Annotated in this window: 15 protein-coding genes; 3 read left to right on the top strand and 12 right to left on the bottom strand. The window is 45.2% G+C overall.

Annotated elements, in window-relative coordinates; genetic code table 11:
- Positions 1-279: 279 nt before the first annotated feature.
- The 4 genes from CXF70_RS13120 to CXF70_RS13105 form a co-directional block, all read right to left on the bottom strand.
- The gene (locus CXF70_RS13120; protein WP_101803024.1) at positions 280-1,227 is read right to left on the bottom strand and encodes an MBL fold metallo-hydrolase; all 948 of its coding nucleotides are present in this window, start codon (positions 1,225-1,227) and stop codon (positions 280-282) included.
- A gap of 101 nt (positions 1,228-1,328) precedes the next feature.
- On the bottom strand, positions 1,329-2,309 hold the full coding sequence (locus CXF70_RS13115) for a LacI family DNA-binding transcriptional regulator (protein WP_101803023.1): 981 nt from the start codon (positions 2,307-2,309) through the stop codon (positions 1,329-1,331).
- Between the two features lie 115 nt (positions 2,310-2,424).
- Positions 2,425-2,955, bottom strand: a complete 531-nt coding sequence (locus CXF70_RS13110) for a divergent PAP2 family protein (RefSeq protein ID WP_084245817.1) — start codon at positions 2,953-2,955, stop codon at positions 2,425-2,427.
- Positions 2,956-3,085: 130 nt separating this feature from the next.
- Positions 3,086-3,781, bottom strand: a complete 696-nt coding sequence (locus CXF70_RS13105) for an SGNH/GDSL hydrolase family protein (protein ID WP_158241196.1) — start codon at positions 3,779-3,781, stop codon at positions 3,086-3,088.
- 164 nt (positions 3,782-3,945) lie between these two features.
- Between CXF70_RS13105 and CXF70_RS13100 the strand changes: the two genes are divergently transcribed.
- Positions 3,946-4,935, top strand: coding sequence for a hypothetical protein (locus tag CXF70_RS13100; RefSeq protein ID WP_101803021.1), 990 nt, complete (start codon positions 3,946-3,948; stop codon positions 4,933-4,935).
- A gap of 67 nt (positions 4,936-5,002) precedes the next feature.
- Here CXF70_RS13100 and CXF70_RS13095 read toward each other — a convergent pair whose 3' ends face one another.
- Positions 5,003-8,506 carry a DUF6359 domain-containing protein gene (locus CXF70_RS13095; RefSeq protein WP_304528591.1) on the bottom strand — a complete coding sequence of 1,168 codons (3,504 nt, stop codon included), beginning with the start codon at positions 8,504-8,506 and terminating at the stop codon, positions 5,003-5,005.
- 277 nt (positions 8,507-8,783) lie between these two features.
- Between CXF70_RS13095 and CXF70_RS13090 the strand changes: the two genes are divergently transcribed.
- Entirely contained in the window at positions 8,784-9,434 is a 651-nt protein-coding gene (locus CXF70_RS13090; protein WP_101803019.1) for a lysoplasmalogenase, read from the top strand.
- A 37-nt stretch (positions 9,435-9,471) separates the two neighbouring features.
- On the top strand, positions 9,472-10,239 hold the full coding sequence (locus tag CXF70_RS13085; RefSeq protein WP_101803018.1) for an arylamine N-acetyltransferase family protein: 768 nt from the start codon (positions 9,472-9,474) through the stop codon (positions 10,237-10,239).
- A 354-nt stretch (positions 10,240-10,593) separates the two neighbouring features.
- On the opposite strand, the gene CXF70_RS13080 is transcribed toward CXF70_RS13085, so the two are convergent.
- The 7 genes from CXF70_RS13080 to CXF70_RS13050 form a co-directional block, all read right to left on the bottom strand.
- A complete protein-coding gene (locus tag CXF70_RS13080; protein ID WP_101803017.1) occupies positions 10,594-11,190 on the bottom strand; it encodes a DedA family protein in 597 nt (198 codons plus the stop codon).
- Between the two features lie 5 nt (positions 11,191-11,195).
- Positions 11,196-12,317 carry an MGDG synthase family glycosyltransferase gene (locus tag CXF70_RS13075; RefSeq protein ID WP_101803016.1) on the bottom strand — a complete coding sequence of 374 codons (1,122 nt, stop codon included), beginning with the start codon at positions 12,315-12,317 and terminating at the stop codon, positions 11,196-11,198.
- Positions 12,314-12,883 carry a C40 family peptidase gene (locus CXF70_RS13070; RefSeq protein ID WP_101803015.1) on the bottom strand — a complete coding sequence of 190 codons (570 nt, stop codon included), beginning with the start codon at positions 12,881-12,883 and terminating at the stop codon, positions 12,314-12,316. The genes CXF70_RS13075 and CXF70_RS13070 overlap by 4 nt, the downstream gene beginning before the upstream one ends.
- Positions 12,884-13,206: 323 nt before the next feature.
- Positions 13,207-14,358 (bottom strand): glycerate kinase, encoded by a 1,152-nt coding sequence (locus CXF70_RS13065; protein WP_233208634.1) that lies wholly within the window; start codon positions 14,356-14,358, stop codon positions 13,207-13,209.
- Positions 14,359-14,456: 98 nt separating this feature from the next.
- On the bottom strand, positions 14,457-14,726 hold the full coding sequence (locus CXF70_RS13060) for an OsmC family protein (RefSeq protein WP_101803013.1): 270 nt from the start codon (positions 14,724-14,726) through the stop codon (positions 14,457-14,459).
- On the bottom strand, positions 14,727-14,927 hold the full coding sequence (locus tag CXF70_RS13055; RefSeq protein ID WP_101803012.1) for a hypothetical protein: 201 nt from the start codon (positions 14,925-14,927) through the stop codon (positions 14,727-14,729).
- Between the two features lie 51 nt (positions 14,928-14,978).
- The gene (locus tag CXF70_RS13050) at positions 14,979-16,112 is read right to left on the bottom strand and encodes an IscS subfamily cysteine desulfurase (RefSeq protein ID WP_101803011.1); all 1,134 of its coding nucleotides are present in this window, start codon (positions 16,110-16,112) and stop codon (positions 14,979-14,981) included.
- Positions 16,113-16,114 lie beyond the last annotated feature (2 nt).

Below are 16,114 nucleotides of genomic sequence, written 5' to 3'. Positions count from 1 at the left end.
TAATGCTATCCTTGTTTCTTCATTCATTAAATCACATGAAACACTAAAAAAGAATCTATATGTGATAAATTTTGTATAAAAATTTTAAAATCAAAAAACGCAACAAATTAAATACATATAAATATATGTATTTAACAAAATACTAATTTTAAATATCCCCTTTTAATTTGACGTTTTTTCCTCTTCTAAGTTCCTGATCCGACGCTTCTTCACTTTGAATCGGCCCGTAACATAAAAAACTGGTGAACAAGAGCGGCGCTCTTCTTGACCAGTTTGTCATCAGACATCTCTTTTGCTCAGATAATCCATTAACCCCATTGAACCGACCATCAAATCAAGTTCGATGAGCATATAGACCTCATGGTCATCATTGATACCCAAAGACCGTAATCTTTTAGTGACCTGTTTTTTGAGCCGCGCTGTCAGCTCGATATATGTTTCTTGTGCCTTTACGGCTGCCTCCGCTTCTTCCATAAAAACAACCAGCCATTCGAGCGTCTGGTCAAAAGCCGCTTCCGGATTTTCAGTCATCCCGTAATGTCCATAAAATGCACGGTTGAACCCTTCTTCTTTCATTCTTAAAATCGATTCGCGCATGAGATCCGGATCGAATTGATTAGGAGAAGTCGAAGGCAAATGAAATTCGATATTTTCCTTCGCCAGCTGCTCATAATGTATTCCTGCAGTATCACCCGTGAATATGCCTTTGCTGACAGGGTCCAGGATAGCTAGATGATGGTTTGCATGACCTGGCGAATTCCAAAATACAAGCTTGCAATCCGGTCCTATTTCCAGCTCATCGCCTTCCCCTTTTATCAGCAATTTCTCTTCCGGTACAGGCAGCACCGGCTCGAACAAACTTTCAAACCTGTCCCCATAGACCAATTTAGCACCTGCCACCAAACGCGATGGGTCTGAAAGATGCCTTGCTCCTTTCGGATGCACCACAAGTTTCGCATTCGGACAATCCTGCAGCAGCAGCCCTGCTCCGCCAGCATGATCGAGATGAATATGGGTGACAATGACATATTTGACTTGATCTAAAGAATGGCCCAGTTTTTTTAACCCTTCTTTTATATAGGGAACTGATGGACTTGGGCCGGTTTCTATTAATGTGAGCTTATCTTCGTTAATTACGTATGTACCGGTTCGTTCCGAGATATTCATATCAAAACCATCAATCAATGAAATTCGTTCTGTTAAAACTTTGGGATCTTCTATGCTCATGAATAACCCTCCTCTTATAAAGATAAGTATAACAAATATTCGGTCAATAAATTCAGTCCATACCGCCCCTAAACATGAATACGTATACATGCTGATGAAAATTATATTTTACGGGTCGATTTCCGTTCAAATAACACAGGTGCATATTTCATTTCAACGGATTTATTCGCACCACCTTCTTCTATCGCTTTGACCAGCCGGTCCACACCATCACTGTAAATATCCCTGTCTCCAGATATACCGATACTGCTCAAGTTCATGTAAGACATGGCAGATAAAGGTGCATTACCGATACCCAACAATGAGATATCGTCAGGTATCCTATAGCCATAATCCACCAAAAAATCCATAGCGCGGTATGCGATCACATCCGTTGCAGCTATAATGGCCGTCGGTCTTTCCTTTCTTGCCAGCATTGCTGATAAAGGTGCATCCAAATCATCGATGGCTGCCATGGCACGCAAAATATTCATGTTGTTCGCTTTTGCGCATTCCTGGAATCCTTGATATCGAAGCTGAAGATGCGACTCTGATGGTTCTCCTCCGAGCCAGCCAACATTGCTATGGCTCAGTGAATTGATATATTCAGCTGCTGCAGCACCTGCCGAGCGGTTGTCCAAAGAAGCGGTAAGCTCATTTGCAGCTGGCTCCATATTGAAAAACATCAAAGGTATCCCTGTTTTCTTCAATTTGGCTATCGCAATTTCATCGATGACAACAGAGCCCAGGATTATACCTTCCGCCTGCGTATTTTGAACTGATAAGAGAACCGATTCAGGATTTGAGGAATCCTGTAAATGGATCTCTGCAATGAAACCTCTTTCCTGGATGCGTTTTATCGTTTCATTTGTGAATTCAGCATTGTCCGGATTATCGAGCGGACCGCTTACTATTGCGATCACTCCGCTTTTTCTGCTGATCAATGAACGGGCTGCGGCATTTGGACGGTAATTCAACTGCCGTATCGCGGCATTCACTTTATCAAGCGTCGGCTTATTCACTTTATCAGGATCATTCAAAACTCTGGAAACAGTTGCTTGTGATACACCAGCGAGCTTGGCGACATCGATTGAAGAGACCATCTGTCCTCCCCCTTTTCTTAATTTACAGTATATATGTATACGTATTCATAATCAACGAAATCCATAAAATAAGCCCTTTCCAAGATATATACCTGGAAAGGGCTTTGGTTAGTCTTTATTGCGAAGCATAACGATAACGGTCTATACCACCGGGAACGGGTAGCTTTTTGGCCCGTTTACGGTCAATCGCATCGTTTTCAAACTTCGCTGAAATGAGTCCCAGCACGACACCAAACATTGCCCCAGCGAAAACTTCAATTGGCTGATGGCCTAATAGTTCCTTCAATTCTTCTTCTCGCTTAATCAATTCAAGGCTTGGGAAATCGCCTTTCAATGAGATAAGGCTGTCTTCAAGGTCATTGACCAGCTGTGCAATTTCACCGGTATGTCTTCTGATGCCTTGTGCATCGTACATGACGATTGTGCCGAATACAATAGCAAGTGCGGTTTCAGTATGGCGCGTCCCTTTGTTGGCGGCCACATATGTAGCCAGAGCAGACACACCTGCTGAGTGGGAGCTTGGCATGCCTCCGGTTGTAAACGCGTGCTTCAGATGCCATTCACCCGTCAATTTTTTATTTGTTACAATTTTTAATGCTTGAGCGATGCCTATCGCTGATAATGATGTGATTACTCCACGGTTCATACAATCCGCCTCCTGCTTTGGATACTGCAGCAAAAATGCTGTATAAAGACCAATACCCTAAAATATAAACTGATAACCGAAAAATTTCAGGCATAAAAAAAGAAGCTGATCGACGCTTCTTTTTTGCAGGCTATTTTTTGTTGGAATGTTGAGCCAGGACAATACCCGTCGAGCTTAATGTATCGATCAGCAGTTCATGCATCAATTTATAGCCTTCCTCATTGGGATGGATACCGTCCAACCAGATTCCTGGATTTTTCCCCATCTTGTTGGTCTTTGATATGATGACGCCCCGTTCTCCGATAGCCCGGTTCCATCGTCTGTAGAGCAGTTTTGTCAATCCCCAATACTGATGCTCTTTTTTCATGGAATTATACAGATCGTTCTGAACGATTAGCATTTCCGGATTCAACTCACGAAGCTTGGCATACATTTCAAGCAGATTTTTCCGGTAATTAACGCGGATTGCTTTAAAATTACGGACCAACCCGGCAGTTCCCAGTTTTCGGAATCCCTGCAGCAGGTCATTGCCGCCGATATTGATCAGCACCAGGTCAGCGGAAGCTATCTGGAGATCCCATGAGCCGGATTTCAATTTTGCTCCAAGTCCGTCACTCGTCAGCCCATTGATGCCCAGGTTGATGACACGGCTTCCCGGAAAACTCGTTTTCAGATACCTCGAGATCCCTTCTTTTGTTCCATATCCGTATGCGACAGAGTCACCGATGATGACAATTGTTTCGATTGAATATTCCTTTTTGCGTTTTTTGATTTTATTTAAAGGCGCTTTTGTTAAAAGGGCGCCCGTCAGCGATTTATTCTTCAATCTAAGCACCTCTCTTTCAATCATCCATTATCATAATTATATCATTATAACATTATTTTATCAAAGGTTTCAACTCTTATCAGACTTATGATTATACAAGGCCAGTAATTTCACTTATCATTTTAATAAGTACTCAATCAAGCAATTTTTAAAGGAGGCTGACAATGACTGAAATCTACGCTATTTTAGGCATTATCCTGATACTTGCGGGCATTATCGATTTTGCATGGACGACTTTATGGCCCGATGGCGGCGCGGGACCTATCACAAAAAGGATTTCGCTGCTTTGTTGGCTGGGCATTCGTTGGCTGAGTGGAGGGAAATCCTTTATCATCAGCATGGCCGGGCCTATAATTCTTGTAGCGACGCTGTTGACCTGGATCCTGTTGTTTTGGACCGGGTGGACATTGCTTTTTGCTGGAGATTCTTCTTCATTCATTGATACAAATGATAATAATCCCATCAGCTGGGCGGAACGGTGGTATGTCACCGGTTACCTCCTTTTTACACTCGGTGTAGGGGATTACATCATGAAAGAGGGCTTATGGCAGATCCTGGCTGTCCTGACAGCTGCAAGCGGCCTTGTATTTATCACACTCGGCGTTACCTATATCTTATCGGTACTCGATGCGGTTACCCAAAAAAGGGCTTTCGCTGAAAGTGTGCGTGGAATGGGACAAAATGTAACGGAGATAGTATCGAACTCGTGGAATGGCGAAAATTTCCATAACATTGATCTGTTACTCAACACCTTTTCTTCCCAACTAAGCACATTGACATCACAGCACAATGCGTATCCTATCCTGCATTATTACCACTCAAGCAAACGCGATGAGGAACTCGCTGTGTCGGTCGCTACATTGGATGAAGTTTTGACTGTCTTCAAATTCGGTATAAGAAATGGCCACGGGCTGAATCAGTTGCTCGTCCATGAAGCCAGATCGACAATCGACAGTTACATCACAACATTGCGCAGCGGTTATATCAGTCCTGCAGAAATGGCTCCCCCGCCACCGGACCTGGATACGATGAGAGAGAGAGGACTGCCAGTTGTCCAGACAGACGATTTCCTGCAGTCACTCGAAGAGTTATCTGAACGCCGGAAAGCATTATTAGGAAGTTTGCGTGACAATGGCCGAAAATGGCCGGAATAAAGCAACTTAAAAAGCGGCTCTGCAAAGTGGTTATTTCCACCTTGCAGAGCCGCTTATTTTTATTCACTTACTGTTTTTTCGCCTGTCCCTTATTTGTTACCACCGTATAGTTGCCAAATTCGTTTACGCTCAAAGTGAAGGTATCGCCATCCACTTCGCCCTGGATGATTTTCCATTTGCCTTTCGCATCTTCACGTGCGCCGAATTGGATTTTCACTCCGCTGTCAGTATCAAAAGCCAAAGTGAAGTCAGAGTTGAAATCTACATCGATTTCATTGCCTTCCGGATCTGTAACTGCGATGTCAAGCTGCTGCGTCAACGCTGGACGTTTGTCCACCGTTTCTGCGTCGTCGACAGCCAGTTCCAGGTTGAAGCTTTGTCCTGCAGCATCCGCTAATTGCTGAAGGTTTTCAGCCGTGAAGGTGATATCTGCTGCCGGAAGATCGATCAACAGATCTTTTCCGCTCGCCAGCAATTCTTCGACGGTGCCTTCAGTAAATTCGATTGTCAGTGTGCCTTCTTCGTCAAACTCGCCTGCTGTGATAACAGCCACATCTCCTGAATAATCAGGATCCGCTTCCTGTTCGCCCGGCACTGCAGGTTTTGAAAAGTCGATCTGTGCAAGCAATGGATCGTGGTCAGATGCGCGTCCATGTTCTTCCATGAACATGGCGTTGATATGAACCATATCCAGGTCTGTGCGCTCCGCCAGGTTGTTCGTCACCAGCAGGTGATCAAGAACCTGGGAATTGCCCTGATAATAGTAAGAGAAACGGTCTTCGAGTGGAACATCTTCCACTTTATTAGTTAAAATATCACCTTTTAATGCTTCCATTGCTGGTGTGAATTCAAAATCATTCATATCACCCGCAACGATGACATTCAGGTCTGGATCTTGTTCAAGCCCTTCCTGGATGAAGCCGTTGATGGCTTCCGCCAGTTCAATGCGTTCTTCTTCAGAACCAAGGAATGGCGGCTGGTTTTGGCCGAATAATGGCTCGTCTCCGCCTTTTGAATTCAAGTGTGCGCCGATTACAACAACCTGCTCACCCTGGAATTCGAATTGTGCGGCAATCGGTTTGCGTGTATTCGGCATCGGGATCGGCTGAATGCGGCCTGGATTCAATGACAATTCACCGTCCACCCATTCCGTATCCTGTGTCGCAGTTCCTTTTGTTCCTTCTGAAAGTGTTACGCGTTCAGGGTTGTAAAGGTAACCGACGCGAATATTTCCGCCAGGCTGTCCTCCGTCCTGATTGTATTCAGGTGCGATATCCGTCCATGCATAAGTCGGACCGCCAGCAGCTTCGATATCAGCGATCAAGCGTTCATAACTTGCAGTTGCATCGCTGTTGCCGGATGCCGTCGGACCGTCGCTGTCCTGTACTTCCACCATGACGATAATATCCGGTGAATTTAAATCGTTCACAAATGATTCAGCAATGCGTTGAGCTTTCTCGTCAGAAGTGTGGCTCGGATCTGCAGAGAAATTCTCCACATTATATGCTGCTACTGTTAACTCGTCTTCATCATTTTCAATCCATGTTTCTTCCGGCGTTGTTCCGCCGTCCACTATTGCCGGAACTTCATTTTCATTTGTCCAAATCTGGTAATTGCCGAAGCCGAAGCCAAGTACGCCAATCGGCATTTCCGCAAATGTGTCGCCAGCTTTGGCGATGACATTCTCACCCGTCGTTACAGTGATGCGTTCCGGATTATAATCATCTTCCGCAAGCAGGATGCCGCCTTGTTTATGGAAATCATTGTTTGTGGCGTTCTTCGATACGACGAATACTTCGCCATAATCCTGTGGTCCAACGATTTGTGCGTCAGCCACACCGACACGCATCAATTCAAGAGATTCCCAGAAATCGATGCCGTCTTCTTCCGGATCGAACGAAGTCAATCCGTCATTTTCAATATTTTGAGTCGGAGGGAAAACATCTTCTCCGATGACAAGCGGTTCCGGCAGTTCAGCCGTACCGTTTTTCACTACTTCCGTCGAACGGATGCGTGTCAGCGGCAGGTCGTTATCCCGCATATCCGAATAGCCTTTATAGAACCATTCTTCCACGGTTCCCGCTACTGTCACGAGATCACCAACTGCAAATGAGGTGCTTGCACTGGATCTGTTTACGATAATCGCTTCTGAAGTCGTCCAGTCGCCATCATCATCCAAGTCCTGGATGACAAAATTCGCTCCGTTGTAGAAATGTGTGATAACGCCAGTGATTTCATTGACTGCTACGTCTTCGTAATTTGAATAATGGCCTTGCCCTTGAATATCACGGATGCGAAGATCTTCCGTTTTTAAAACCGTATATTCGAATGAAAAGACTTCCGATGTTTCGTCAGCTGCAGCAATCGCCTTGATGACTGTATCCTCCGTCAATACGATCGGAGCTGTGTATTGTGTGCTGGCGGCTGTTGGATCTGAGCCGTCAATCGTGTAATAGATCGTTGCGTTTTCCCAGCCTGACTGAAGCGTGATCTCTGTGCCTTCAGACACGATGCCTGGGAAAACATCCGCATAGACAGCCGGTTTGTTGACTAAGTCGAAGCTCTCAAAACCTAATGTCTTCACCTGATAAGTATCATTGTATTTAGAAGCGATTCCTGTCACATGGATCAGGTCACCTTCCTGGTAACGCTGTGTGAATTGCTCAAACGTCACGCCGTTGCGGTTGTCGTTTCGGATAATTACAGATTCCCCGTTTTCCGCCACTGCAGAAAACTCAAAAGTACCGTAATCATTGACCGCTTGCAGACCTGTAATCGTTACATTCTGCAACTCAACGCGCTCACCTTGCGTTTCTTCGTTCACTCCTGCAGGTGTAATCGTTTGCAAAGCAGGAAGTTCGTTGTTCGATGACAGCACCTCTACCGTGTTCGGCTGCAATTGCAGCTCCCCGCTGTATTCTGACACTGAGCCAGTCAAACGGACGATATCGCCAGGCGCTGCTGTCGCGCTGTTCGTGTAAACATAAAGTCCAGCTGTTTCGTCCTGGACATAGAACGCGTTGCCGCCCCAGAAACCGGTACCTGTAGTAACTGTCGCTTCCACCTGGATCAATTCACCAGGCATTGTGCGGGCTTCAGCCAATGAATCGACGGTTGTCGGTTCTGGCGGAGCTTCGCCTTCTGACAGGATTTCAAAAGATGTCGGTGACTTTAAGCCAGGAACGCTGAAATATGCTTCCAGTGAACCTGTAATATTAATTTCCGCTTTAAAATTGGTCGGATTATCAACCAAATTCAATGCGGTACGGATTGAACCTGAAGGTAATTGCACCGTCAGAATTTTTGCTGGGTCCGTTTCGTCCGGTGAATCCGCCAGCGCTAAATTCGTATTACTTGTGAATGGCGCTTCCTGGTCATAGTTTCCTCCACTGATTACGGTTCCCACAATAAACCCATTAACCGCGGCCGTTCCAGAATTATTCGCGATCGCGTCCGCCACCGAGATGGGATCTGCTGCATTTGCAGTCGCCATGTACGGCAAAGCTGCTGACAGCACCAATAAAAGACTTAGAAAAATCTTCCCTATTGCGCTTTTCGTCAAACTATTCACTCCCTCTTTTGAATTTGCGTACGGCATAATTATACAAGAAGAAAATATACACTTTGTTAAAATTATGTAATATTATAATAAATTTACTCGATAGTCCTATGATTCAAAAGATGTATAGAGAGGTCTTGATTTTATTTTCCTATTTATCTGTTAATTTTATCTCACTATGCCCCCTGGACCATTCCACCAATACTGGAAAAATCACAAGGAAAATAAAGGGATTAATTCTTGTGTGATGGAATACCTTTTATATAGAAGAAACGATGGGAGCTTGATTATGAAAAAATTATATTTACCAGTGTTAATTTTAGCGGCAAGCATTCTTTACATTTTCTTCATTCCGGATGAACCCTTATGGTTTAAGCTCATTTTCAAGCTGATTCCAATGGTGTTGATCATCATTTATGCAATACAGCGAATGCCTCGCGAAAAATTAAAGATCCACTGGCTGATCCTCACCGGACTTATTTTTTGTTCAATCGGTGACGCGACGCTTCATTGGTTCATCATCGGCTTGTCCGCTTTTTTGATCGGCCACCTCTTTTACATAGCCGCATTATTAACCCAATGGAAATACAATCTTTATCGATTACTGTCCATCCTGCCACTCGGCATTTTCGGTCTGGTGATGGGTGTACGGATAATGGAAGCACTGCAGGCCGGCGGCGATGACGCATTAATCGTGCCAATCCTGTTTTATATTTCCGCTATTATCCTGATGGCCTGGTCCGCAATTATGACCGGGAACCGCTGGCTGATCATCGGCAGCCTGCTCTTTGTCGCATCGGATTCCGTACTCGCCTGGAATATGTTCGTTGCTCCTGTGGCGTATTCCCATCTGCTGATCATGTCCACCTATTACGGCGCACAATTTTTCATTGCGCACAGCGCGTCAAGTTTCCGGAAGCCGAATATCGGGAATAAATAAGCCAGTAAGCTACCGCATGAAAGGAAGGAAAATATATATGGATCCGATAAAATATCTGAAACGCTTTAATGCCCATCCCGTCGAAGAGAATTACCTGCAGGACCTGGCGCGTCTTCAATCACTTCACATGCAGCATATCCCTTTCGAGAACCTGGATGTAATCCGAAAAGTCCCGATCTATCTGAATCTGGAGAGCATCTACGACAAAGTGGTCAATCAGCACAGAGGCGGTTATTGCTATGAACTGAACGGCTTGTTCTGCTGGCTTCTGCAGCAAATCGGTTTTGACGCCAAAATGATTTCAGCGACTGTGGTGAAGCCTGACGGCAGCTATGCAAAAGCCGATACGCATGCAGCCATCATCGTTGAACTCGACGCCCCTTATCTGGTGGACGCGGGTTTTGGCGATTCGACGATCAGTCCGATTCCTCTCGAAGGCGAAAGGCACACCGATAATAGCGGAACTTATCGGATAGAGGAAGCCGAATCCGGAGTTTATGAACTGTCTCGCGAAAATGACGGGAACGAAAAAGTGCTGTACCGTTTTACACTGGATGAGAAAAAGCTGGAGGATTTCCATGAAGGCTGTATCTTCAACCAGGTATCGGAAGAATCTACATTTACGCATGATGACATCGTGACAAAAGCGACTCCGGATGGCCGTGTCACGCTTTCCGGAACCACTCTTACCCGGACTATAGAAGGCAGGAAAGAAAAGCAGGAATTGACGGAAGCTGAAAAAGTAAAATTGCTCGAAGAAGAATTCGGGATCATATTGAATACAGAAAAGCCTCTTCGCATTTGAAGAGGCTTTTCTCAAGCTGTCGTGAAACATTCATCTTCTAAAAATATTTCTTCTGGATGGATGCTTTCCTCGGGTAACATTTCCTTTAATTGAAAAGCTGAAATGAATTTATTATTACAGTAAGAGATTTCAGATATGCAGCAAAACAGCGAAGACTCCCAGGTGAGTAGAAACGGAGTTGGCTTTCCAACTCCGTTTCGAGCGAAGTGCTGAGATCCACTCGGGTGAAGTGGAACGAGACCGAGTTAGCTCAGTGCAAGCAACCAGGAAAGCGAAGCTGTTTTGCGGAATATCGTTTAACTTTTTCTATATTCAAAAGTTTTAAAAAAGCCTCTTCGCATTTGAAGAGGCTTTTCATGTCCGTTCTTTTTTTCTGCGCTTCCAGATGGAATACGCTGTAAAGAGAACCGCCAGCAACAGTCCGATTCCGTAGAACTCAAATTTATAATCGTTGAAAAGAGCCGAAAAACGCTCATAATTGCCGTTCAGGTAATCTCCCAGAAACAGAATCGCAAAACACCATGGAAAGATCCCTGTAAATGTTAGGATCATGTATTTTACCAAGCCGACATTGCCGATGCCCGCCAGATAAGATATATAGTTCCCTACTCCGAATGGCCGCGATAAAGCGATGCTCCAGATTCCGTAGCGATTAAAGAAACGGCCTGCCTTCTGAAGCCCCTTTCGGATTTTATTCCATAGGAGATGCTCCAATTTATTGCCGATGAAATAAGGGATCAGGCTCGCCAGGCTATAAACGACAGCCATCATTGCTGCAATTCCGGCCATCTTTGCCAATGACAGATCAAGCAATCCGCCGTATGCCAACACGGCGATGATGCCTGGAAACGGAACCGAAGCCCCTTCAAGAAAAATAGCCCCGAACAGCCCAAACAAACCCATTGCTTCCAGGAACAACAATATCTGATCGATGAGGGATTGGATATCCATCCTTCTCAGCCCCGCTCCAGCATTTGTTGGATCACTTTAAACAGGCTTTTTGAATCACTCAGTTCAATCGATTTCCTGTACCTGTCAGCCGCTTCATTGAATTGTTGCATCATTTTCTCGTCCTGAAGCGCTCTGCAGGTGAAATCAAGCGCGTCTTCATCTCCGGGAATCAGCGTCACCAATCCCATCTCCTTTAGAATCTGCAAATTGATCTGTTCCTGGCCGGGCAATGCCGACGAAATAAAAACAGGGATGCCTTTTCTGAGCGCTTCCGACACCGTTACACCACCGGGCTTGCTGATAATAGCGTCCACTTCATCGTAAATTTTGTTCATTTCTTCTTTGGAAGATATATAGGGGTACGCTTCAGCAAATTCATCAGGTATGCGTTTGATGTCTTCATATAACTTCCTGTTTGCTCCGCAAAGAACCTTCACCCGGCAATTAGTGCCTTTAACTCTCTTTTTGACCAAATCCCCCAGGTTTCCCAGTCCCACACTGCCCCCAGACAATAAAATCCGTTTCACTGTTGGGTTGCCGGTTTCTTCTTGCCGTGTCCGTTGCTCAAATTTCGGGCTGATCGGGATGCCGGTAACGAAAATCCGGGTTCCATCAATATCATATTTAGACGACAGCGCGTCTTTAACCATCCTGCTGGGCACGAAATGATAGTCGATATGGCTGCAGCCCCACACGTCGTTAATGAAAAAATCCGTATAGATATTCAATGTGGGAATATCGCATTCGCCAGATTCTTTTAAACGGTTGATAAAAAGCGAAGCGAAGCCATGGGTACAGACAATCAGATCCGGCTGTTCCCTTTCTAAAAGATCCCTCACTTTGTTCATGAATAAGATTTCGTATAATTTATGCGGCCTTTCACTTTTACTGCGATAGGCGAATTGCCGGTATATCCATGCATAGGATTTTGGAAAGCGGCGGATCCATCCAAGATATCCCGCTACGATGCCTTTTTCAAGCCAGGTATTCCATTCACTCAGAATATCCAGTTTCGTGGATGCAATCTCCCCGGAATTCATCTGAATAATCTCCCGGACCGCATCAGCGACCTGATGATGACCGGATGGCATGCTGTCCAGCAAAGGGAGAAGCAGGACCTTCTTCATTGGACAGCCTCCAGATAATGCGCTTCGGCAATATAAGCTGGGATGCTGTCAAGATACGGATAATTACGCATGTCTCCACGGTAAATCATTTCCATGCTGTCTGACGAAAAGATATCGCGCGGTGTCATTAAAGCAGGCGGCTTTTCTGTCAAATGGATGTTTCCGGCAGCCAATGCTTCGGTTACAAATTGCGAGCAGAAATAAGCATTTTTCCGATTGAAATTATAATTGAAAGCAACGGCAAATAGACCGGTGAAATTGTATTTGAAAGAATCTTTTTCCCGTTCCATCCGTTGAACGTACGCCCATATCATCCGGTAGCACTCTTCACTGAGTTCCATCTTACAGACAGCGCAATCCGCCCGTTGAAAAAGATGGTCACGCACATCTTCTTTCACAAATCCTGCTATGAATGCGTTATCCGTTTCTTTTCGGCCGAAGCTGTACATTTGGCTTAAATCTTTGGTAAATGACAGCGACACATGGCTGAACGGATATCGTGTACAGTTCTTGATCATTTTTGCCAAATTGGTTTTGGTGTCAGTGAACACTATGTAAATTTCCATCATTTCTTCCCCCTTGCAAAGAATCCCGTTTTTCCTTAGCTTCAGTTTATCTTTCTCTCTATAAACCTACATCAGGCGCCAGGCTATTATTGTATGCGACCGGAGACTTAGAATTTATCGGGACTTATCTGTCTATATATAATTTAACGAATGAACAGGTGTAAAGTTTCATAAATATTTGTAATTTCCTGTTAGTTTATTACCTTATTATAGCTCTGATTACTTAAAAAAGAACCAGCTTATTTATTAAGATATTATTAATATTCATAGAAAAACCTGCTCGCCACAGAGCAGGTCAACTAAACTCAATATTAATCTAAGCATCACTTATCAACTGCAATCACTTTTCCGAGCTTCAGGATATTCATGAGGCGCTTGGCTGCTTCATATAACAGACTTTCCCCATCAAGCAAAGCTTCCTGAAGTTCCATCGGCCCACTTATTATCGGCATGATTTCAAGAATACCTTCCTTTTCAAGATTTTCGATGCCTGAACCGATCGATCCGGCAAAAGCTATGACAGGTATATTGTGGCTCCGTGCCAATCGCCCGATGCCAATCGGAACTTTTCCGAATACAGACTGCCCATCAATACGTCCTTCACCGGTCAGTACAAGATCAGCGCCGTCCAATTGCTTTTCCAGTTGTGTCCTTTCCACAATCAATTCAAGGCCGCTCATAAATTCCACATCCAACAAAGTTTTCAACAAGAAACCGATGCCTCCAGCAGCTCCACTTCCGGGTTCCGCACTTTTATCATGGCCCATAGTATTGGCAGCGAGCGCGGAAAATTGCTGCATGCCTTTTTCGTATCGGCTCATGTGCTGCTGTTTCACTCCTTTTTGAGGGCCGAAAACCGCAATCGCTCCATCTTTTCCCAACAAAGGATTTATTACATCGCTGGCAACGATGATTTGAACTGCAGCCAGGGAAGGTTCCAGCCCAGTTGCATCCATTGAGGCGATCAAATCCAATCGACCGCCGACAGTTTCCAGTTCCCTGTTGTTTTCATCAAAGAATTTAACGCCAAGCGCCTGGAATAAACCCGTGCCCGCGTCTACCGTCGCACTGCCGCCAAGCCCCAGTATGATTTTTTCCGCTCCCCGGTCCAATGCGTCTTTGATCAGTTGACCCGTGCCAAAACTCGAAGCTTTGTCAGGATCCAGCTCCTCCGGCAAAAGCAATGGCAAGCCGGAAGCAGCAGCTGTTTCAATCACAGCTGCTTTCTCGTCAACAATCCATCCATAGGCCGCTTCAATTTTCCGGCCAAGCGGATCCTGGACCTGGCAGCTGATCCTCTTTCCGCCGCTAACCGACAGAATTGCCTCAACTGTTCCCTCTCCACCATCAGCCATCGGCAAAAGAATCGTTTCAGCAAGTGGATCAACATCGAGTATCCCCCGCTTTATGGCTAAAGAGGCCACCAAGCTTGTCATCGAACCTTTGAACGAATCCGGTGCAATAATTATTTTCATAGCGAGCCTCCCAAGTTTCAGCAAATTCCGCAGCAATAAAATAGAAGACATGCCTTATGTTAAGACACGTCTTCCGTAACTTCGTTGCTGTAATCCGTTCAATAGCTTTCAATATCCCATGCATGTTCAATTTCAACTGCGCCTTTCAGCGTCTGGGCTACAGGACAGCCCCTGTCAAAGACTTTTAGAGCCCGTTCAGCAGCCTCTTCTTTGCCGGCTGGAACTTTCACGTGATAATGGCAGCTGATTCTGGTGATTTTCAAAACCCCGTCCGGCGCTTCAATTACACCTTGCACTTCCGCTTTTACTTTGTCTGGTGAAGTCGGTATATGACGCGCTTCCAGCGCGCCTGATAATGTACCGACCAGTCAACCGCCCGCGGCAGCTACGATATGGTCAAGTGTCGATGGATATTCCGGATCGGTTTCGACTCCATAAAATTCCCGTACACCTCCGTGTACACCGAACAAGAGCGGCTCTTTGAAATCGCCGATATAGGCTTCACGGATTTTATTGGCTGTGTCTTTTTGAAACACTGTGATTTTGGTCAATTCAATAATATCACTCAAAATATCACCTTCCTTTTTGTAAGGATATCAATTTACCGATTATTCCGCAAACTATAAGGAAGGTTCTGTCGGCTGCAATGTTTTGTTCAATACATCCAAAAAATCGATCAGATTTTCCTCAGTTGTGCCAGGATGGAATGAAATCCTGATAAACTTCCTGGCGACATCACTCGCAATTCCCATTGCCAGCATCGCTGACATCGCTTCCCCCGCTCCGATCTTGCAGGCTGTACCGGTGGAGATGGCAATCTGGTGCCGGTTGCATTCAAGCATCATCCATTGCCCTTCAACATGCGGCAATAATAATCCCTGGATGAAAGGAGATTTAGCCGAAGGATCGCCTGCAGGAATCACTTCCCCCGGCAGATGTTCAAGCAAATACGATTGCAAATCTTTAGCGTTATTGAAATTTCCGGGCTGTTCCGCTATCGCGATTTTTACAGCGATTGTGGCGGATACAATGCCCGGAACATCAATTGTTCCCGGCCGAAAACCGTTTTGATGGACCGTTCCCTCGTAAACAGATTGCCAGTGGATGCTGGGATCCACAAAGACGATGCCGACGCTTTTGGGTCCGCCAATTTTATGCGCAGAGAAAACTGCCGAAGCAACTCCGCTATTTGATAAATTGACGGGCATTTTGCCTAAACCTTGGACCATATCCGAATGAAGCGGAACATCATAGCGTTTGGCATACGCCGCACAATAGGCAATATCCTGGATTGCCCCCATTTCAGAATTGACATGCTGCATTATAACGAGTGCCGTCTGTTCATCAACCGCGAGCTCAAATTCTTTCCGGTTCAGGTTTCCGAATTCGTCCACCGGCACATACTCCACTGTATATCCTTCCTTTTCCAGCTCATGCAAAACAGCCAAAACAGAAGCATGCTCCAAAGATGTCGATATGATTTTTCTGCAATGTCCTGGCCTTCCTTTCAATACCGAACGGATGGCTAATTGGTTTCCTTCAGATGCACTGCCGGTAAAGTAAAACCCTTCAGGTCTGGCATCCAATAAATTTCCCAGGATCCGCCGGCAGGAATCCACATAATCCGATGCCTTTGTTCCGGCATCATGAAGGCTTTGTGTATTGCCGTAAGCCTGTTCGGCTGTTTCCATATATGCCTGTAAAGCTTCTTTTCTCATTGGAATTGTCGCTGCCGCGTCCAAATAGCTTTTCATAT

Origin of the sequence: Planomicrobium sp. MB-3u-38 (assembly GCF_002836425.1) — a bacterium.
In the GTDB taxonomy this organism is placed as follows: domain Bacteria; phylum Bacillota; class Bacilli; order Bacillales_A; family Planococcaceae; genus Planococcus; species Planococcus okeanokoites.
This window is presented reverse-complemented; position numbering and strand designations above follow the sequence as displayed.